The 19,069-nt window shown below is 46.9% G+C and carries 15 protein-coding genes; 11 read left to right on the forward strand and 4 right to left on the reverse strand.

Annotated features, from left to right (window positions below; translation table 11 throughout):
* Nucleotides 1–216 precede the first annotated feature (216 nt).
* From CRP01_RS39465 to CRP01_RS39480, 5 genes are all read left to right on the forward strand, one after another.
* Nucleotides 217–906, forward strand: coding sequence for a hypothetical protein (locus CRP01_RS39465; protein WP_099155624.1), 690 nt, complete (start codon nt 217–219; stop codon nt 904–906).
* A 72-nt stretch (nt 907–978) separates the two neighbouring features.
* Nucleotides 979–2,061 carry a sensor histidine kinase gene (locus CRP01_RS39470; RefSeq protein WP_222845934.1) on the forward strand — a complete coding sequence of 361 codons (1,083 nt, stop codon included), beginning with the start codon at nt 979–981 and terminating at the stop codon, nt 2,059–2,061.
* The gene (locus CRP01_RS39475; RefSeq protein ID WP_099155625.1) at nt 2,054–2,731 is read left to right on the forward strand and encodes a response regulator transcription factor; all 678 of its coding nucleotides are present in this window, start codon (nt 2,054–2,056) and stop codon (nt 2,729–2,731) included. Before CRP01_RS39470 ends, CRP01_RS39475 begins: the two co-directional genes overlap by 8 nt.
* 93 nt (nt 2,732–2,824) lie before the next feature.
* A complete protein-coding gene (locus CRP01_RS42615) occupies nt 2,825–2,983 on the forward strand; it encodes a hypothetical protein (RefSeq protein ID WP_170110739.1) in 159 nt (52 codons plus the stop codon).
* A 28-nt stretch (nt 2,984–3,011) separates the two neighbouring features.
* The gene (locus CRP01_RS39480) at nt 3,012–4,361 is read left to right on the forward strand and encodes a TrkH family potassium uptake protein (protein WP_099155626.1); all 1,350 of its coding nucleotides are present in this window, start codon (nt 3,012–3,014) and stop codon (nt 4,359–4,361) included.
* 21 nt (nt 4,362–4,382) lie between these two features.
* Here the strand turns inward: CRP01_RS39480 and CRP01_RS39485 are convergent, their stop codons facing one another.
* Nucleotides 4,383–5,423 (reverse strand): HU domain-containing protein, encoded by a 1,041-nt coding sequence (locus CRP01_RS39485; protein ID WP_099155627.1) that lies wholly within the window; start codon nt 5,421–5,423, stop codon nt 4,383–4,385.
* Between the two features lie 525 nt (nt 5,424–5,948).
* Between CRP01_RS39485 and hemL the strand changes: the two genes are divergently transcribed.
* Nucleotides 5,949–7,259 carry a glutamate-1-semialdehyde 2,1-aminomutase gene (gene hemL, locus CRP01_RS39495; protein ID WP_099155629.1) on the forward strand — a complete coding sequence of 437 codons (1,311 nt, stop codon included), beginning with the start codon at nt 5,949–5,951 and terminating at the stop codon, nt 7,257–7,259.
* Between the two features lie 188 nt (nt 7,260–7,447).
* Nucleotides 7,448–8,848 carry a PQQ-dependent sugar dehydrogenase gene (locus tag CRP01_RS39500; protein WP_170110740.1) on the forward strand — a complete coding sequence of 467 codons (1,401 nt, stop codon included), beginning with the start codon at nt 7,448–7,450 and terminating at the stop codon, nt 8,846–8,848.
* 26 nt (nt 8,849–8,874) lie between these two features.
* Here the strand turns inward: CRP01_RS39500 and CRP01_RS39505 are convergent, their stop codons facing one another.
* Nucleotides 8,875–10,842, reverse strand: a complete 1,968-nt coding sequence (locus CRP01_RS39505) for a caspase family protein (RefSeq protein WP_170110741.1) — start codon at nt 10,840–10,842, stop codon at nt 8,875–8,877.
* Between the two features lie 390 nt (nt 10,843–11,232).
* Nucleotides 11,233–12,870, reverse strand: a complete 1,638-nt coding sequence (locus CRP01_RS39510) for a caspase family protein (protein WP_099155632.1) — start codon at nt 12,868–12,870, stop codon at nt 11,233–11,235.
* A 446-nt stretch (nt 12,871–13,316) separates the two neighbouring features.
* Between CRP01_RS39510 and CRP01_RS39515 the strand changes: the two genes are divergently transcribed.
* Nucleotides 13,317–13,841, forward strand: a complete 525-nt coding sequence (locus CRP01_RS39515) for a DUF4920 domain-containing protein (RefSeq protein ID WP_233752839.1) — start codon at nt 13,317–13,319, stop codon at nt 13,839–13,841.
* Nucleotides 13,842–13,938: 97 nt separating this feature from the next.
* Nucleotides 13,939–14,523, forward strand: a complete 585-nt coding sequence (locus tag CRP01_RS39520; protein ID WP_099155633.1) for an HD domain-containing protein — start codon at nt 13,939–13,941, stop codon at nt 14,521–14,523.
* A 722-nt stretch (nt 14,524–15,245) separates the two neighbouring features.
* Here CRP01_RS39520 and CRP01_RS43270 read toward each other — a convergent pair.
* Nucleotides 15,246–15,368: a hypothetical protein gene (locus CRP01_RS43270; RefSeq protein ID WP_262510353.1), complete on the reverse strand. Its 123-nt coding sequence runs from the start codon at nt 15,366–15,368 to the stop codon at nt 15,246–15,248.
* A 151-nt stretch (nt 15,369–15,519) separates the two neighbouring features.
* Here CRP01_RS43270 and CRP01_RS39525 point away from each other — a divergent pair, with 151 nt between their 5' ends.
* The gene (locus tag CRP01_RS39525; RefSeq protein WP_099155634.1) at nt 15,520–17,052 is read left to right on the forward strand and encodes a hypothetical protein; all 1,533 of its coding nucleotides are present in this window, start codon (nt 15,520–15,522) and stop codon (nt 17,050–17,052) included.
* A 77-nt stretch (nt 17,053–17,129) separates the two neighbouring features.
* Nucleotides 17,130–18,668 (forward strand): hypothetical protein, encoded by a 1,539-nt coding sequence (locus CRP01_RS39530; RefSeq protein ID WP_099155635.1) that lies wholly within the window; start codon nt 17,130–17,132, stop codon nt 18,666–18,668.
* The last annotated feature ends 401 nt before the right edge of the window (nt 18,669–19,069 follow it).

The raw sequence follows: 19,069 nt of genomic DNA on the forward strand, positions 1-19,069 counted from the left end.
CAAAATAGGTGTTTTAATATAAACGGCGGGCAAAAAAAAAGGTACCCTATTCAGAGTACCGACATAAACTATAAACAAACAAAAAACATTAGCGATTCAAAAACTGTATTCATAACAGAGGAGGCATGCAAGTGTTCACAATTTTTTCATCATTTTAAATTTTTTTTTCCATCTGCCATTGTGCTTGATTTTGGTAGATTAATGTAATTTTCGGACATGAGTATTAGAAAGAGCAGGGAGGATATTTTCAGATGGTCACTGATTGGGGTCATTGTGTTGATCTTGTTGATGCGGTTGGCTCCCGTCTTTCGTTTTCTCTTAGGTATTCTGGCGATCCTTGCCATTGCGGGCCTCATCGGCGGAACGATCTGGTATTTTGCAGTCAAAAGAAGAAGAGACCGGCGCTATGCGGCCAGCACGGAAGGGCAGATCGAACAGCGCATCGCCTTCTGCAAAGGGGAGATCACCAAACAGGAGGCCGACATCCGGGAAATTGAAGAAAATATCGAAGACCTGGAATCCCAGATCAACGGCGGCAACGAGATCGCTCCGCAAAATCGCCAGGAAAGTGAAAGCCTGATCCGGGCTTTTCGCTCCCAACTGGAACTCCGCCGCTCGAAGATCACTTTCTACGAAGCCGTTATGCGGAAACTGGAGATCCTGCTGCACAACCAGCGCCTGGCTTCTGACCTGGAAGTAAAAAAGAAAAAGCTGGAACAACTCCGCGAAAACAACTACGAAGAACTCGCCAAACTCGAATCCCTCCGCTCGGACGTAGAAATGGATACCCTCTACCTGGACACCATCGACCAGCTTTCCCAGCGCATCCAGGATACCAATACCGTGGATGACGCCGAGATCCTCCAGAAGGAACTGGAGAAAATGACCAAAGAGCTGGAGTATTAACATCCGCCCCCGATCCCCAAATCCTTATAGAATCTTTATACCGCTTATACTACCTTTATACCAAAAGCTACTGTGGGAGTTTTCGAGTACGTCAAAAGAAAACGAACGATCCAGTATGTGATCAGTTTGGGGTTGATCAGCCTGATCGCCGTCATTGCCCATTTTTCGGTCAGCATCACCGGCTATAAGGTCGTAGCCCTCATTCTGTTGTTGGCCGTCTCTTTACTAGCCATGGTTTTCGATATCTTTCCGGTAGTGCTGGCGGCGGTTTTTAGTGCTCTGTTGTGGAATTTCTTTTTCATCCCGCCGCTTTTTAAATTCACCATCGCCACGCCGGAAGATGCGCTCTTGTTCCTGATGTATTTTGTGATCGCCACGTTGAACGCCGTGCTGACTTCCAAGATCCGCAAAGCGGAACTGAAGGCGAAAGAGGAAGAAGAACGGGAAAATACGATCAAACTCTACAATACCGTCCTCAATTCCTTATCCCACGAATTGAGAACGCCCATTGCCACCATTATCGGAGCCGTAGATGCGCTGCAGGATAATCCCGGCAAACTCACCGACCGGGACCGCCGGGAACTGTACGGCGAGATCGGTCTGGCCGGCACCCGCCTCAATCGCCAGGTCGGCAACCTGCTCAATATGAGTCGGCTCGAATCGGGGTCTATCCAAGCCAAACCGGACTGGTGCGATCTCAACGAACTGATCTTTCGGGTGATCAATATGGTACGGGACAAACCCGACCTGCGGGAAATCCACTTTGACCCGCAGGAGGACCTTCCTTTGTTCCGGCTGGACCAGGGCCTGATGGAGCAGATCCTGTTCAACATTGTACACAATTCCCAGCAGTATACGCCGGCAGGTACAATCATTACCATTCGGGCCGATCAGTACGAGAACGGTTGCCGGGTCATTGTTTTAGATAATGGGCCCGGTTTTCCGGAATCCGAACTGGAAGCCGTATTCAAGAAATTTTACCGCCTGCCCAATTCCGTAACCGGAGGAACCGGCCTGGGTCTTTCCATCGTGAAAGGTTTTGTAGAGGCCCAACACGGAACGATTGAGTTAAGCAATCAGGACTCCGGCGGCGCGCGATTTGATCTCCGGATCCCCGCCGAGGTATCCAATTTAAATGAATGGAAAAATGACTAAAGACGAGATCCTGATCATTGACGATGAGCCGCAGATCCGAAAATTGCTGCGTATCAGTTTGGAAAGCAATGACTATAAGGTCATTCAGGCGGCCAGTGGTCAGGAAGGTCTCGCCCTGGCGGCCAATCATTCCCCGGACCTGATCCTGCTGGATATCGGTCTGCCTGACATCAGCGGTCACGAGGTGCTGGAGCAGTTGAAAGGCTGGTTTCACAAATCCATTATCATCCTCTCCGTGCAGGATAGTGAGCAGGATATTGTCCGCGCCCTGGATAACGGAGCGATCGACTACCTGACCAAACCTTTCCGTACCCAGGAACTGCTCGCAAGGATCCGCTCCGCCATCCGCCGGACCCAAACGGAAAATTCCGATGCCCCGATCGTTTGTGACGATCTGGAAATAGACCTGATCGCCCGCAGTGTACGGAAGAACGATGCCCTCATCAAATTAACTCCTACCGAATACAAATTGCTGGCCCTGTTTGCCCGGCACGAAGGTATGGTGCTTACCCACCAGTATATCCTCAAGGAGATCTGGGGCGTTGGGCACCAGACGGAAACCCAGTATTTACGCGTTTTCGTGGCCCAGCTTCGAAAAAAACTGGAGGATAATCCCAATCATCCTACCCATATTGTTACCGAAAGTGGCGTGGGTTACCGATTCAGTTGAATCTTTATAAAATCTTTATATCCTACCGGCTAACCCTTACATTTTGCTGATCTTTTAACGCCTAATTTTGCATTGTAATTAAATCAAAAAAAGGTGAGTAAAAGAAGAAAGAGATCCGAGCAGGATGAAATTGATCGCTCGTTTGACGAGTGGGCCACCAGTGTACAATACCTGAAGTGGCCGCTGATTTTCATTATCGTTTTTATATTCTTGCTGGTCTTTTGGATCAGTGTTTCTACTCCCAATCAATAAGCGCCGGTCTTCCGGCGGATTCTCATCAATGAAAAAAAGTATATTCAATAAATTTAGCAGATGGTATAAAAAGTATCAGGTCAGCAAATCGCCCCAGATGAATTTGGTCTGGGGATATTTCCTGTATACGGTGGCCGGATTCGCGTTGCTCTCCATTCCGCTTTTTCATAAGGTGGACATTACTTTTGTGGACAATTTTTTCATTGCAACTTCGGCGATCTCTACCACCGGATTGGTCACGATCAGTGTTTTTGATTCTTATAATTTTTTCGGACAACTGATCGTCATGCTGCTTTTTCAAATTGGCGGTATTGGTTACATGACCCTAACCACATACTATTTGCTTTTCACCACCAAACGGATCACACACTGGCACAGCAGGATCATTGGTGCGGAATTTACCATGCCGAACACGATTAAGATCAATGACTTCATTAAAAGTGCGATCGTCTTCACTTTGGTCATGGAGGCCCTGGGTGCCATAGCATTCTTTATAGCTTTCCGACAAACGGGCATGGAATATCTACAAGCGATCTGGTTTTCCGTTTTTCACAGCGTCTCGGCTTTTTGTACAGCCGGATTCGGACTTTTTAATCATAGTTTTGTCGGCTACAGCGAAAATGTGCTCATCAACACCATCATTTCTATCCTGGCAATTGCAGGCTCGCTGGGCTTTATTGTTATTACCGATATCTGGTATCGGCTGGCGGGAAAAACAAATGATATTTCATTCACATCCAAGATCATAACCTATGGTTTCCTGTTTTTACTCACGGTAGGCACCCTATTGCTGTTCGCTACCGAGCCATTGATCCAAAGGTCCGGAGCTGCGGTGATGCAGTCCTTTTTTCAGGCAATGACGGCGATGACCACAGTGGGCTTCAATACCATTTCTACGGGAGATCTCAGTTTACCTACGCTCCTGTTCGTAATCTTTCTCATGTACATCGGTGCTTCGCCTTCAGGAACGGCCGGTGGTCTGAAGATAACGACCCTGACAGCCATGTTAGCTATCTTGAAAAGCAGACTGCTGGGTCAGAAAAAAATTACATTTTTTAACCGGATCATACCTTTTGAAAGACTCTACGTAGCCACCTCAACTTTCATGCTCTATACGAGTATCATTTTTCTGTTCACCTTCTTACTGGCGTACTCGGAAGATTTCGCCTTACCAAAGATCTTATTCGAAGTAGCCTCCGCCCTGGGTACGGTGGGTTTGAGTACCGGAATTACCGGCGAACTTTCAACGGTGGGCAAACTGATGGTAATTCTACTGATGTTCGTAGGCAGGGTCGGTGTGTTGACCTTCGGTTTTGCGCTACTCGAAAGGAAGTCGATCGACGTTCCTGAGACGATTAAAGACGATCTGGCAGTTTGAGCCACGATTCCAGACTACTGATCATTCCACCACCTTAGCCTTCTCTTCGAATTTTTTCTGGACGGCCCGTAAATTGGCCCGCACTTCCTGCTGGTCGTCGTAAACGAATTGCACACCTACTTCGATCAGGGAGCCTTTCTCCCGGGTGTAGGGTTCAAAGCCTTCGTCGTAGATCTTCTGCACAAGTTTAGTCACGTTACCGCGGTCTCCGAACAGCCCGATCCGGATGAGGGCGACATTTTGTTCCGGAGAAATGGTGGGAGATTCGGTATCGAGTTCTTCTTCCGGTGGCGTGGAATTATCGGAAGGAGCCGGTTCTTCCGCCGACAGATTGTTATCCTCTTCGCCGGGAGCGGTGGGTTCTTCCATGACCAGCTCGTCGTCCTCGATATCGCCGGGGCTGACGTTCACCCGGTCTTCCGGCAGTTCCTTTACTTCACTCAGTCCACTGGTGGGATCCTGGGTATCGTTGAAAAACAACAGCCAGACAGTTACCACAAATACGACCATCGCCGCTGAGACAACGATCCAGAGATTCTGCTGGAACCAGTCAGAGATCACCGTCCAGGTATCCGCACCATCCTTTGTGGTAGCAGCGGTAGCCGGAGCGACGACCGCAGTGGCCGGTTTGATCTCCTGCCGCTGGATGACCGGAGAGGTGACGGCGGGCAATCCGTAAGCGGCCGTATCGAAATTGTTGTGATCACTCATCAGGTGCAACTCACCGGAGTGATTTTTGTATAAACGTCCTACCCCTTCGATGGCAATGATCTCGCCAGAATTCAGTGCATCCTGCAGGGATTCCACGTAATCGCGAATGACCTGTTCGGCCTCCAGACCGCTTAGTTGGTGGGCATCCGCTACGCGCTGGGTCAGCAGGCCGTCGTCAATGGGTAGATTGGTGTTAAGGGTCACATCCCGGGCCGGCGGTAGTATCTTGGCCTGTACGTGATCGATCTGGGCCGGCTGGTATTCCGTTACCAAACCACCCAATCCGGGAATGTTTACCGAATCATTCTCGTACAGTAATTCCTGAATGTATTTGTCTACTCTGATCTGCATGATATTCCAAAACATTAGGCGAACGACCGGAGCCACTGGCATCCGATGCCGGCTTATCACTCCCAAAATTACCGACAAAGCAGTAAAAAACAAAGGTTATCCGTCAGAAAACCCGATCCGGCCAACACATTGATTTATAATCAAATATGTTTCCGGAAACCGTTCAATGGGCCAACCTTCGGTAAGGAAGTTATTTTATCCTGTGTATAAGTGAGCGCAGGCGCTCCCTGTAAAGGTCTGTAAAAATTTGGGGACATCCATGTCCGGCGGGAAAATAAGGCGAAATTTACATTTCCCGCTTATTTTCAGCTCCATTCGGGGCCGGTTCTCCATTGTTCCTACGAGCTTTTGCGAAAATTGTTTTAAAGACTTCCACGAGACAGGCGGTAGCTGCGCTTAAAGTCCTGATTTGCAGGCAACAACTTTTCCGACCATTCCTTCTGTCACCCCAAAGCAATAATTGAAGGACAAGTTCGCAGGAACCGCTCATTATCTTAATTTTGCCCAAAACCATCTAGCATATCTATGTCATTTACCGACCAGATCATAAAAAGAGAAAAATCAGAAGCTTTATTCGAAGAAGCTAAACAGTACTTCCCGGGTGGGGTCAACTCTCCCGTCAGAGCTTTTAAATCGGTATCCGGACCACCGCTTTTCATTAAGGAGGGTCAGGGCTGCCGGATCACGGATGAAGATGATAATCAATTCATCGACTTTTGCTGTTCCTGGGGTCCGCTGATCCTGGGGCACAACAATGCACTGATCCGCGAGCGGGTGATCGAGACCGTAAAGAAGGGGACTTCTTTCGGCACCCCCAACCGCCTGGGTAACGAACTGGGGAAACTCATCCTGCACCATCACCCCTACATCGATAAGATCCGCTTTGTAAGCTCCGGTACGGAAGCCGTTATGTCGGCGCTGCGCCTGGCCCGCGGCGTGACCGGTAAGTCCAAAGTGATCAAGTTTGAGGGATGCTACCACGGCCACGTAGATAGTCTGCTGGTTAAAGCCGGTTCGGGACTGGCTACTTTCGGCGTGAGTACCTCCGCCGGCATTCCCGAGGCTTTCGCCAAAGAGACCATCGTTATTCCCCTCAACCAGCCGGAAGCGCTGGAAAAAGCCCTCAAAGAACACGCCAACGAAACGGCCTGTGTGATCATGGAACCGGTACCGGCCAATAACGGCCTGCTGTTGCAGGATCGCAGCTTTCTGCAGTACGTACGCCAGCAATGTACAGCGCACGGTGTACTGCTGATCTTCGACGAAGTGATCTCCGGCTTCCGGGTCGGATTCAGTGGTGCTGCCGGCTACTACGATATACAGCCGGACATTCTGACTTTCGGAAAGATCATCGGCGGGGGCATGCCGGTAGGCGCCTATGCGGCCAGTCACGAGATCATGGGGCACATCGCTCCGGACGGCCCGGTTTATCAGGCCGGAACCCTATCGGCTAATCCGGTAGCCATGGCGGCCGGTCTGGCGGCGCTGGAACAACTGATCCAGGAGGACTTTTACGAAAGAATGGCGCAGAAAACGCATCGTTTCGTGGAGACGATCGAGCAATTCTGCCTGGACCGCGGCTACGAGATCAGCTTCCCGCATATCGGTTCCATCTTCTGGATCGCCTTCTCGAACGAGCGGATCCTGGCGTCGGATCAGATCGATCCGGCCGGAATGGAAAAATTCAAGGTCCTGCACCACGAGTTGTTGCAGCGTGGCGTTTACCTCGGTCCTTCCGGTTACGAAGTCGGTTTTGTTTCCGCCGCCCATACAGACGCCGATCTGGACGAAGCGGCCGAAAAGATCTGTGAATCGCTGGAAGTGGTCTTTGCGTAATAAGCTTTAGAAACAGTTTTTCATAGTTATCCGGTTGTCCGTGTATGCGACAGATCCGGATCGGTGAACTGCCCGGAATACCGCATGGTGTGCTCCGGGCAGTTTTCATTTTCTCCCGGACCATTGCTTCCGCTTTTCCCCGCAAATTGTCATTTTTGTTCCGCCCGTTATCTAAAACATTCGCGCTTATGAAAAATCTCTTCCTTTTCTTATTGCTTACTGCCGGCTCTTATGGGATGCAGGCTCAGATCCAGCTGGAACTTCAATTACTTGCCGATGGATTTTCCCAACCGGTGGACATTGCCAACGCCGGAGATGAACGGCTCTTTGTGGTTGAAAAAGCCGGGCGCATCCGCATTCTTCAGAAAGACGGACAGGTCAATCCCGAACCGTTTCTCGATATCCGGGACCGGGTGAGCAGTCAGGTAGAATTTGGTCTGCTCGGCCTGACCTTTCATCCAAACTACACGGATAACGGCTATTTTTTCGTCAATCATATTGATAAGGATGGGAATACCGTGATCGTGCGGTATCAGGTAGCGACGGACGATCCGGATCGGGCTGATCTGAATAGTGCCACTACCCTACTCAGTATTCTTCAGCCTTCTACCATTCATAATGGTGGAGATCTGAATTTCGGGCCGGACGGTTATCTCTACATTGCACTGGGTGACGGCGGCGAAGGCGGCGATCCCCACAACAATGGTCAAAACCGGCAAAGCCTGCTGGGCAAAATGCTGCGCATCGATGTAGATCAGGGAGATGCCTACCGCATTCCGGAGGATAACCCCTTCGTCGAGACGGACGAAACGCTGGACGAGATCTGGGCCCTGGGACTGCGCAGTCCGTGGCGCTTCAGCTTTGACCGGCAGACCGGGGATCTATGGTTCGGTGATGTAGGAGAGGAGAGCTTTGAAGAGGTAAATTTCCAACCCGCGGGCAGCAATGGTGGCGAAAATTACGGCTGGCGGTGCTACGAAGGCAATGCGGTATTTAACAGCACCGATTGCGGGGAAGCCGGTAGCTATACCTCTCCCGTTCTCGCCTACGACAGTGAATTGCCGCTGGGCTGCTCGGTTACGGGAGGTTATGTGTACCGCGGCGTAAATTATCCCCAACTTACTGGAAAATATGTCTATACGGACTTTTGCAGTGGAAAGATCTGGACGCTGGAACGCAACAATTCCGACGAGTGGATCAATACGGAAATATACGAGGGTCCCAATTACCAGTACGTTTCTTTTGGAGAGGATGCCCAGGGAGAATTGTACCTGGCCGGTATTGAAGGGGGCATCTATGAGATCAGCGGTCTGACCACTCCAACCGATGAGCCGCGGCTGGATGCCCGGCTTCAATTTCGCCCTAATCCTTTCGACCGGTCGATCTGGATCGACGGGACTATTGCCGAAAACGGGAACTATCGAATGCAATTGCTGGATGCTCGGGGACAGAAGATATGGGAATTCCAGCGCCGGCTGGATGGGCAGTTTCAACAGCACTTAGCTACCGATGAGCTACCCGCCGGTATCTACTTGTTCCGCTTGGAAAGGAACGGCATCAGTACGGTACGGAAGATCGTCAAGCAATAATCGACTTTGCAGCATGCCAACTATTGCTAACGCACAACGGCCACCGGCATTTCGGGATCGTAATTACCCTGGAGGACCGGACTCTGCCGGTTGCCGGTATAGGTGCGTACATGGTTGAACACAAAGTCAAATAACTCTTTGACCGACACCTTTTTATCCAGATTATAGTCTGCTTCTCCCTTCAGCCCCCGAATGAGGAAATGGCTGAAAACACCCTGCCGCAGTCCGCTCGATTCGAGGGAAGTTTCATCGGATTTGGAAGACATGATCAGGGCCGTTCCCGCCTGGGCTTTCGCCAGATTTTCGTAGAACTGGGTCAATATCTGGGGCTCCCGGCCCCTCATCGCCAGCAGGCTTCCGGAATGACAGGCGTCCGCGATGCAGAGTTTGTACTTGGCTTTGCTTTCCGCCAGAATGCTGTTGATCTCATTGTGGTACAACTGGTTATTCATACCGTCATAATCGATAGGCAGAAATGAGCCGGGCAGACCGTGACCGGAAAAATAGAGAAAGATCAGGTCATCCTTGCCCGCTTTGCTGAACAGCTTGCGCATTGTAGAAGTGATCTGCTGGTGATAGGCATCCTCATCGACCAGGATCCGGATCTGATCATCCGGTATAGCGCCGCCTTCCGGGCTTTTCAGGTGAGCGTAGATGCGATAGGCATCATCGTCAGGATAACGCAGTACCGGCATATGGTCATAAGCCGAGACGCCGATGATCACGGCCCAGATCTTGGGTCCGCCCTGCGGGCGGGCCGGAGCGGAAGCGAAGTACTGCTGCTCGCTGCGTGTGGGCGGTGCCGAGTAAGGTGCCTGGGCGCCCATATAAACGCCTTTCTCCCAATAGCCGTTCACCTTGTTGCCGTCAGCCATGAACAGCGTTCCCATACCGGCGAAAGCGCCTTCGCTCATCTCGCCTTCGTACTTTTCTCCGTTGGCATACTGCACCAGCCCTTTTCCATCCGGGCGGCCGTTGCGAAAGGTACCGGTGTATTTGGCTCCATCCTTAAAGATGTAGATCCCGTAGCCGTTTTGACAATCGCCCTCGATACATCCGGCGATCCGATTCTGACCGGCAGTCCGGATCGTATTCTGGGCTTCGCCCTGTTGCCAGGGGCCATTGGTTACCGTGCCGTTCTCGTGGTAGAGTTTGCCCTGACCGTGCCGGAGGCCACGCAGCAGCTGGCCTTCGTAGCGATCGCCGTTGGGATAATAGAATACCCCCTGGCCGTCGGGTTTCCCGCTCCGGAAACTTCCCTCGTAGCGGCTGCCGTCCGGATAGGCGTAGGTGCCGTTGCCCTGCAGGCAATTGCCCCGAAGACATCCGGTTTGCATGCGGACCGTATTGGCGATGTAATTTTCCTGACTGGATAAAGATTCGAAGCGACCGTCCGGACCGACGGCGAGGCCTTTTTGCCAGTTGCCCGTTCGTTTTTGACCGTTCACGAAGTAGCGTGTTCCTTTGCCATGCGGCATCCGGTGGGCCCATTCTCCCTGATAGCGACTACCGTCCCGGTAGTAACAAACACCCACACCGTGGATCTCTCCCATCCGGAACTCGCCGACATAAACCGAGCCGTCCGGCATAATATACGTGCCTTCTCCGTTCTGACAGTTACCGGACACACAGCCCTTTCGGTTATCTGCGGATGCGATCCCCCCGCGGGTGACCATTTCGTTGGGGGCCACATTTTGTGTACGGACCAGGCGATCCTGCAACCACGTTCCGGACTGCTCCTCCCCAGTGGAGGAACGCAGGATCCCCTCACCCTGTCTGAGTCCGTTTTGCCATTGACCGGTATACTGGCTACCGTCCCGGTAATACCAGCTGCCTAATCCACTGGCTTTTCCCTGGCTAAACTGGCCGGCATATCGTTCACCGTTTTCCATCAATAATATACCAATACCATTTTGACAATCGCCGGAAATGCATTGTCCGAATAAGCCAGAGTTGATCAATAAACTCAGATACAGTAGTACTTGTGCTTTCATATTCATAGGGGATTATAATATTCGTGTCATCCGGAAGTAGTCAACTTCCTTTCCGATCACTTAGCAGTCAGCATGATTCCTGCACTAAATCGCAAATCTGATAAAACCGGGAACAGTTATTATCTGCAACGAAATGTTAGCGAAAAAGATACATATATTACTCAATTACCATAATTCAGGCGGTAAAACCCAAAGGGAGCTACGGGAGCGTAGCAGGCAGAGAAACTGCAGGCGGAAAAATGGAGAAAATGGGTTCATTTTCACAACTGGAAGTTACTCTGTCTGCTAAGCAATGTGATGTAGTATGGGTGGTTGTTTAGCGGAATTCAGGCAGTCGGAAATTAAGTGCAACCGGCCGCTTTTTTCCACTTCACGGACACCCTCTGCGCCCTAGTAACGGGTGACGGCAACCGGCATGCGGTCGTCGAAATTCCCGGTAAGGGTCGGCGTCTGAACGTTGCCGGTATACAATCTTACCTGCTTGTGAACGTAGCCGAAAAGTTCCTGCACCGTAACGATCTTGTTGCCGTCCGCATCCGCTTCGCCCTTCAGGCCTCTCACCAGGAAGTGGCTGAAAATACCGGAACGTAGACCACCGTCTTCCAGTGAGTATTCCTCTCCTTTCGAGGACATCATCAGAGCGGTACCGCCGCGCGTATCTTCAAAGGCTTCGTAGTAGCGTTGCAGGATCGAATTCAGGGGTTTCCGGGAAGCCAGAATGCTGCCCGAGTGACAGGCATCCGCCAGCACGAGTTTGTGCTTGGCTTTGCTTGCCTCGAGTATATCTTTGATCTTTTGGTGTTCGAGTTTGTTGTTGTAGCCGTCGTAGTCGACCGGCAGGAACGAGCCCGGGAGTCCGTGGCCGGAAAAGTAAAACAGAATGACGTCGTTCTCATCCGCTCGCAGGAATACCGAACGCATGGAGTTCATCACATTGTTCAGCGTGGCATCCTCATCGACCAGGATACGCAACTGGTTGTCGGGCAGGGCGCCACCTTCCGGACTCTTCAGGAACGCAAAGATCTGGTAGGCATCGTCATCCGTGTAACGCAGGGCGGGCATATGGGTATACCGTGCAGCCCCTACGATGACGGCCCAGATCTTCACATCCAGATCCCGGTCGACCTGGATCTGTTGCTGGATATCTTCGTTTCTCCTTTCGAATAGCTTTTTGATGGGTTTGCCGTATTCCCAGATGGCGCCTACTTCGCGGCCATCCGTATAAAACATGACCCCTTTACCGTGCGGAGCGTGTTCGCTCCAGCCGCCTTCGTAGCGATCGGCGTTGGCGTAGTATACGGTGCCGTTGCCCTTGGGAAATCCGGCCTCGAAATCACCGACGTATTTGGAACCGTCCCGGTAGATGTATTTCCCGACGCCGTTGGCGCAGTATACCTCGTGGCAATTCCGCAGGCGGGTGGTATCACCGTCATAAGCGAGTCGGCCCCAATCGGCGATGTAGTTGTCTTCGGACCACTCTCCCTGTACGATCTCACCGTCCTCGAAGGTCAGTTTGCCCTGACCGTGGCGTTTGTTCTTACTCCATTCTCCTTCGTAGACGGCGCCGTTGTTGTAGTGCATGGTGCCCCGTCCTTCGGTTTGTCCGTTGAGGAACATACCATCGTACTGGTCGCCGTTGGCGTAGGTGAACAGTCCCCTTCCGTGGGGTTTTCCGTCCAGCCACTGGCCTTCGTAGATGTTGCCGTTGGTGTAGTTCATCGTACCCTCGCCGTTGATCTGGTTTTCCTCGAAGTTGCCGAGGTATTCGTTCTTGTTGGCAAATACCATCCGTCCTTTGCCGGACCGCTGCTGGTTGTCCCAGTTGCCGATGTATTTGCTGCCATCCTTGTAGTAGAGGATCCCCTTGCCGTGGATACGGCCGTTTTTGAAGTTACCGGCGTAGCGATCTCCGGATGGGAAAGTACATTCGCTATAGCCGTTTTTACAGTCTCCTTTGGTACAATTTACTTGGCCGGTTAATAGGGTTTGCATACACATAACCGCCAATACACATAGTAGCACTCTCATGTTGTCACATTTTGATATTGGTAGAAGTCTATACTCCGAGAATCGAAGTAGAGTGTAGCGGTCATATCATAGATCGGTTTTTGATGAAAACAAATATGGCTGTTCTTTTTAGGTGTGTATGGAGTGGTTTGAATTGAAAAGTATTGGTCAGCTGGTTTGGTTAATGTTCATGGGTACTTCAACATATTAACCATTTTTGGGATAGCTAAATAACCTGAAAAAATGGTCGATTATTGCGCGTAAAATTCTCCATCTCCCAATTTTCTGATACCTTAACATTTTAGATGTCCGGTAAGCTGCATATTCCGGGAAATTAACAAAACCTTTTGTCGACAAATAAGGAATATCAATATACTAAAAGTGGTAGACACCTAGAAATGGAGCAGACAATAATAATAAATCTTTAACTTTGTTGTTATACCATATTATCTAAAACTTGAAATACCATGATTAAGAAAGTGTATCTCCTGGCGATGGGGCTGGCCCTGAGTGTGGCGGCCTGCAACTCAGCCGATGTCAACGAATCCGCTGCCGAGGCCGGCAGTACGGAGGCAGTCGGAGAACTGGCCGATAACCAATTTGGCGATGCGGTAGATGCCGAAGGTGCCATCAGCTACGCCAGTCTGCTCGAGCAAATGGAAAGCAGTGATTCCGTGGCCGTGAAAGTTAAGGGCAAGGTGGAAGCCGTTTGCCAGGCCAAAGGCTGCTGGATGAATATCACCGCTGACCAGGCGAATGCCGAGGATATGATGGTAAAATTTAAGGACTACGGATTCTTCGTACCCAAGGACATTGCCGGACGGGAAGTGATCATGGAAGGATACGCTTTCCGGGAAGTCACACCGGTCGACGAACTGCAGCACCTGGCCAAGGATGCCGGCAAATCTCAGGCCGAGATCGACGAGATCACCGAGCCGAAAGTGGAGCTTAAGTTCCTGGCTTCCGGGGTCCTCCTGCTCGACGCCAGCTAAAGAAAAAGCGCGGAGACAATGAAACCTTGACTCCTGCGTTTCAGTTAGACATTAGGCGAGTTCTTACCGACAGCGGTAAATGGTCAAAAGGTGAAACATGAATTATAAAGCTGCCAAAGATTTCATTCTGGAAAAACTCGAGCAGGAGCTTCCTGCCCAGTTGACCTACCATGGTTTGCATCACACCTTAGACGTACTGGCCATCACCAAAGAACTCTGTTTCCTCGAAAATGTCACTGCCTACGATACGGTACTGCTGAAAACGGCAGCCCTTTTTCACGATTCCGGATTTGTGATCAGCAATGTGGAACACGAGAAAAAGGGCTGCCTGATCGCCCGGCAACATCTGCCGAAATTTGGCTACAGTCCCGCCGAGATCGAACAGATCTGTGGGATGATCATGGCCACCAAGATCCCCCAAAGCCCACAGAACGAACTGGAGGAGATCATCTGTGATGCCGACCTCGATTACCTCGGGCGGGATGATTTCTACTCCATCGGCTCTACCCTCTTTTCCGAGCTCCGGGCCTACGACATCCTGGATACCGAACAGGAATGGAATCTCATCCAGGTGAAGTTTCTGGAAAATCACACCTTCTTTACGGCTACCAACCGGCAGCGGAGAGCTCCACGCAAGGCCGAATACCTGGACGAATTACGGGGCCTGGTTGCCGCCTACTAGCCCTCCAATCGGGCGAAATTCACTTTTTTTTCACTTTTTTCACTTTTTTTTCGCCGCGCAAGCAGCGTATGCATTCCGCCAAACGTATAGTTTAAAGTTTGATGATATAGGCGTTAAGTGATGCAGCCCCTACTTTATACTCACTAGTTTAAGCCAAACGATACACTCACAAAGGAGGGGCTGCACTTTTAACTCATCAGACACAAATCCATTCTCTCCTTGGTTTTTCCTCTTAAATTCCTTTATTTTAGCCCTTACAGATAACGGCAATCCCCTGCTCGTATCCCTTTAAGAGCCCATATCTTATTCATAGCCAATGTTGTAAGCGCTACTCTTATCTCTTTCCTAAACACCCAAATTACTTTACAACACCTCCAGTTGGTGAACCTGAGTGGTTTTTATCTAGGTTTCATAAGAAACGCTACTAGCGATCTTCCCTTTTCCATCTACCCAAACAAAGAAAACCTTTGATAGGCATAACACCTATCAAAGGCCCTTAATGAAACATGCTGAAAAAAAGCATCAAGCCGATGCCCGGTAAGTATCATCGCCTGATGCCTTGGAGCACAATTCTACAGCGTTCTAACCATAAACATGCAACAAATATAGGGCCTGGTCATTGTGGATACAATGTCAGTTTTGCAAGAAAAAGACAGGTCACAATAAACGAAAAAACTGACTTATACACACACAAACCACTGTATTTCAAATACATAAAATACTTACATTGAATCCAAATCAGTACCAACAACTTGGGTTTCATACTGCTCAATAAGTTCTGGTGTAGCCTGATCAGGAGAAGAAATAATACCAATGGATAACAAAAAAGCAATTACAGCAACCATAGTTTTAAATTTTTTGAATTTTGATTTAAAACTATAGGGATTCTCAGATAAGATCGATAACTTTTTTTTAAAAAAAAGACATACTAGATTACCTATTTATTTCAACCACAAAACTTACATTTGCCTATTGATCAATAAATTATACTAATAGATGAGCATCTCAATTGAAGAAATAAACTCTTTAATTAGTGTTATTTCTAAAAATAAAGTCAAGCAAATTGAAATTATTGGAAACGGTGAGCACAGTACAAGTCAAGTTCAGCAACTATATGAATTACTTGTAAATGAGGAAATCAAAACGGATGAAGAAGGCAGAGAATTTTTCTTTGACGGTGCTGTAAATCAGATATTGTATTTCAACAGATTGAAGAGAAAGTTAAGATCTAGACTTTACAATACTCTTTTTTTTATTGATGTAAATCGATCCACATTTAATGAAATACAAAGAGCATATTATACCTGTTACAAAGAATCAACGGCAGTAAAAATTTTAATTGGTAGATATGCCCGTAATTCGGCGATAAGTCTTGCAGAAAGAACAATAAAAAAAGCAATTAAATTTGATTTTACTGACATTACTTTAGAATTAGCACGAACCCTAAGAATGCATTATAGCAATATTAAAGGCGACAAAAAAAAATTCGCCCATTACAAAAAAATACTAAAAAAATATTCTGAAATTTATCTAGCTGAGCTGAAAGCAGAAGAATATTATTCAGATTTAATAATAAATTTTGCAGGATCGCAGTCTACGAAACCAGAATTGCTCGATGTTGTAAAGAAAAACTGTTTAGAGTTAAAAGAGATTATTGTAAAGTATAATTCCTATAAGCTTAATCTTCATTCTTACATGATGTTTATCTTAAGGTATGAAATTGAAAACGACTTTTCAAATACTCTAATTGTATGCAATGAAGCTATCAAATATTTCGAATCTAAACCCCATATAATATCTAAAACTGTTGTTATTAATTTTTCTCTTAAGAAACTTGTTTGCTTTATAATGTTAAAAAGATTCCTTGAAGGCGAAAATGTTGCGAAATATTGTTTAAAGCTCTTACCCGAAGGATCTGTCAATTGGCTTATTTCTCAAAATTATTACGTTATTTTATCTTTTCATTCAAATCAACTACAAAAAGCATATTCTTTATATCAAGAAGCAAAAAACCATTTGGATTTTGATGATAAAACCATTGCCTACTTAGAGCATTGGAAAGTTCATGAAGCTTTAATCAATTATTTAATTGCGATAAAAAAAGTTGAAATTAATAAAAATGATGATTCCACTAATTTTAGGCTCTCTAAATTTATAAATAACGTCCCCACCTATTCTAAAGATAAACAAGGTGTAAATATTTCAATTTTGATCATTCAAATTCTCTTCCTTCTCCAAAATGGTAAGTATGAAGAGATTATAGACCGTACTGAATCTTTAAAAACTTATGTTCATCGCTATTTAAGACGAGATCATACATTCCGTAGCAATTGCTTTATTAAAATGTTACTTTGTTTACCCGCAGCCAGTTTTCACAAAGCTGGAGTTACTCGAAAGGCTAAAAAATATATTGATTTACTTAAGTCAGTTCCAATTGAAAAAGCTAACCAAAGCCCTGAAGTCGAGATCATTCCCTACGAAATGCTCTGGGAGTTTGTCTTAGAATCCCTCGATAACAAATTCCATTAATCAATCCTCACTCATTTTGTACCTGAAAGAATAACTTTTCCGAAATCTTTAATATATTAGGAGTAAACGCAAAAAAGATGGCAAGCCTGGAAAACTTGAAAGATCTGGCAAAAGGGATTAGTCGCAATAAGGTGAAAAATATCCATGTGATTGGTAATCACGGTTCTGAGACAGTTTTCGACAAGTTTTATCAATTCTTAATTGAGGATCAATACGCTACTGATGAAGAATATGCTAACTATTTTTATCCTGACACCACAAATTATCATGCCTTTTATAAGCTAAAAGACCGTCTTTTCAATCGACTTATTAATACCGTTTTTTTTATTGATATCAATAAGAAAGGGCTTGTACCAGTGCAAAAAGCATTTTATGAGTGTTATAAAAATGCCGCTGCTGTAAAAATATTATTAGGCAAAGGTATTAGAGTTCCAGCTATTGGATTAGCTGAAAAAACATTAAAAAAATGTCTGCTATTCGGATTTACCGATCTGGTTATTGAACTTGCTAGGCATATCAGAATGCAATATGCCAGTTTTGATCCCCAAGAAAAAGATTTCAATTTCTATACTTCTATCATCGACAAGCATTTAAAAATTTACAAAAAAGAAATTGAAACAGAAGAGTATTTATACTCCCTGCTTCTTAAACATGAAAATCGAACAAATCTCAATCAGTATTATGCCAAAGTTCTAAAGACACAGAAAAATCGTATTAAAAAAATACTTCTAAAAGGTGTATCCTCAATGAGGATAAATTTATACTGCTACTTTTTCTTATTTACCTACTATGAATTAAGCGGAAATTGGAAAAAACTTATAAAGATTTGCGATGAGGTAATCCAAAAAGAAGTTTCTAACCCAAACGTTTTTACGCCCACTTTGCTCGGCAACTCATATTACAGAAAAATAAAAAGCCTCTTTATCTTAGAAAAATATGCCCTTGCAGAGAGTATGATAAGCAAATGTCTTTCACATTTTAAAATGAGATCTCATGATTGGTTTTCTGTACAAGATATACATATAAAGATCTGCTTGCATAACAGAAAATATACGGAAGCGTCCAAAATTCTAGAAAAAATAAACGAGTTCAAAAAAGATAATTACTACTACAAAACCTGGCAAGAAAACGTGAAAGTTTATGATGCCTTCTTACATTACCTCCAGTGCATTGGGAGACTAGCTCCTTCTTTGCTAGAAAATGAAAATCCTCCTTCTTTCCGCCTGCAAAAATTCCTCAACGAAGTCCCCAACCACTCCAAAGACAAAAAAGGAAGTAATGTCACGATTCTTATTCTTCAGATCCTATTTCTACTGGAGCAACGGAAATACGACGATATCATTGACCGCACCGAATCTTTGAGGGTATATGTCCAGCGCTATTTAAAAGAAGACGGCACCTATCGGAGTAACTGTTTTATCAAAATGCTGCTGTGCCTGCCGGCCGGTAACTTTGAACGACCGGAGGTAGCAGCCAAAGCGCAGGAATATCTCGACCGATTGCACGCCATGCCCATTAGGAAAGCTAAACAAAGTGCCGAACTGGAAGTGATGCCCTACGAAATGCTCTGGGAATTTGTACTGGAGTCACTCGACCGGAAAGCTACCTCCAATTAAGTCATACCAGGTCAAAGCATCTCATTTCCAGGAAAAACAAAAGCCTCCATACTTGCGCATAGAGGCTTTTACTATTTAGGATAAGTAATTCAGCTAAAGATCCTACCCAATAGCTTTTCTATATTACCCATCCACTGTAATTGCTTAAATCAAAAATAAAAAGACTCTGATCAAATTAATTAAATATTTATCGGCTTTTTCGACATTCAGATATAAGTCGGAAATAGCTAACTCAGACCCGGTAAATACGCAAGCAACTCATAACCAATAATTTAATAAATTATAGATAGTCACTCAAAAAACTGGTAACTTACATTTAAAAAAGAGCGTGACAAAAAAAGAAAGAAATCAATTGATCTGGGATCGCTACCAGGAAGGCTATAGCCAGGAAGAGATTGGGA

This window comes from Flavilitoribacter nigricans DSM 23189 = NBRC 102662 (genome assembly GCF_002646595.1).
GTDB lineage: Bacteria > Bacteroidota > Bacteroidia > Chitinophagales > Saprospiraceae > Flavilitoribacter > Flavilitoribacter nigricans.

Bases quoted from the DNA above. Each gene is read 5' to 3' on its own strand.
- CRP01_RS39525 (WP_099155634.1), top strand. From the start codon at position 15,520: ATGAGCATCTCAATTGAAGAAATAAACTCTTTAATTAGTGTTATTTCT.
- CRP01_RS39465 (WP_099155624.1), top strand. From the start codon at position 217: ATGAGTATTAGAAAGAGCAGGGAGGATATTTTCAGATGGTCACTGATT.
- CRP01_RS39520 (WP_099155633.1), top strand. From the start codon at position 13,939: ATGAATTATAAAGCTGCCAAAGATTTCATTCTGGAAAAACTCGAGCAG.
- CRP01_RS39510 (WP_099155632.1), bottom strand. From the start codon at position 12,870: ATGAGAGTGCTACTATGTGTATTGGCGGTTATGTGTATGCAAACCCTA.
- CRP01_RS39480 (WP_099155626.1), top strand. From the start codon at position 3,012: ATGAAAAAAAGTATATTCAATAAATTTAGCAGATGGTATAAAAAGTAT.
- CRP01_RS39485 (WP_099155627.1), bottom strand. From the start codon at position 5,423: ATGCAGATCAGAGTAGACAAATACATTCAGGAATTACTGTACGAGAAT.
- CRP01_RS39505 (WP_170110741.1), bottom strand. From the start codon at position 10,842: ATGAAAGCACAAGTACTACTGTATCTGAGTTTATTGATCAACTCTGGC.
- CRP01_RS39530 (WP_099155635.1), top strand. From the start codon at position 17,130: ATGGCAAGCCTGGAAAACTTGAAAGATCTGGCAAAAGGGATTAGTCGC.
- hemL (WP_099155629.1), top strand. From the start codon at position 5,949: ATGTCATTTACCGACCAGATCATAAAAAGAGAAAAATCAGAAGCTTTA.
- CRP01_RS39515 (WP_233752839.1), top strand. From the start codon at position 13,317: ATGATTAAGAAAGTGTATCTCCTGGCGATGGGGCTGGCCCTGAGTGTG.
- CRP01_RS39475 (WP_099155625.1), top strand. From the start codon at position 2,054: ATGACTAAAGACGAGATCCTGATCATTGACGATGAGCCGCAGATCCGA.
- CRP01_RS39500 (WP_170110740.1), top strand. From the start codon at position 7,448: ATGAAAAATCTCTTCCTTTTCTTATTGCTTACTGCCGGCTCTTATGGG.
- CRP01_RS43270 (WP_262510353.1), bottom strand. From the start codon at position 15,368: ATGGTTGCTGTAATTGCTTTTTTGTTATCCATTGGTATTATTTCTTCT.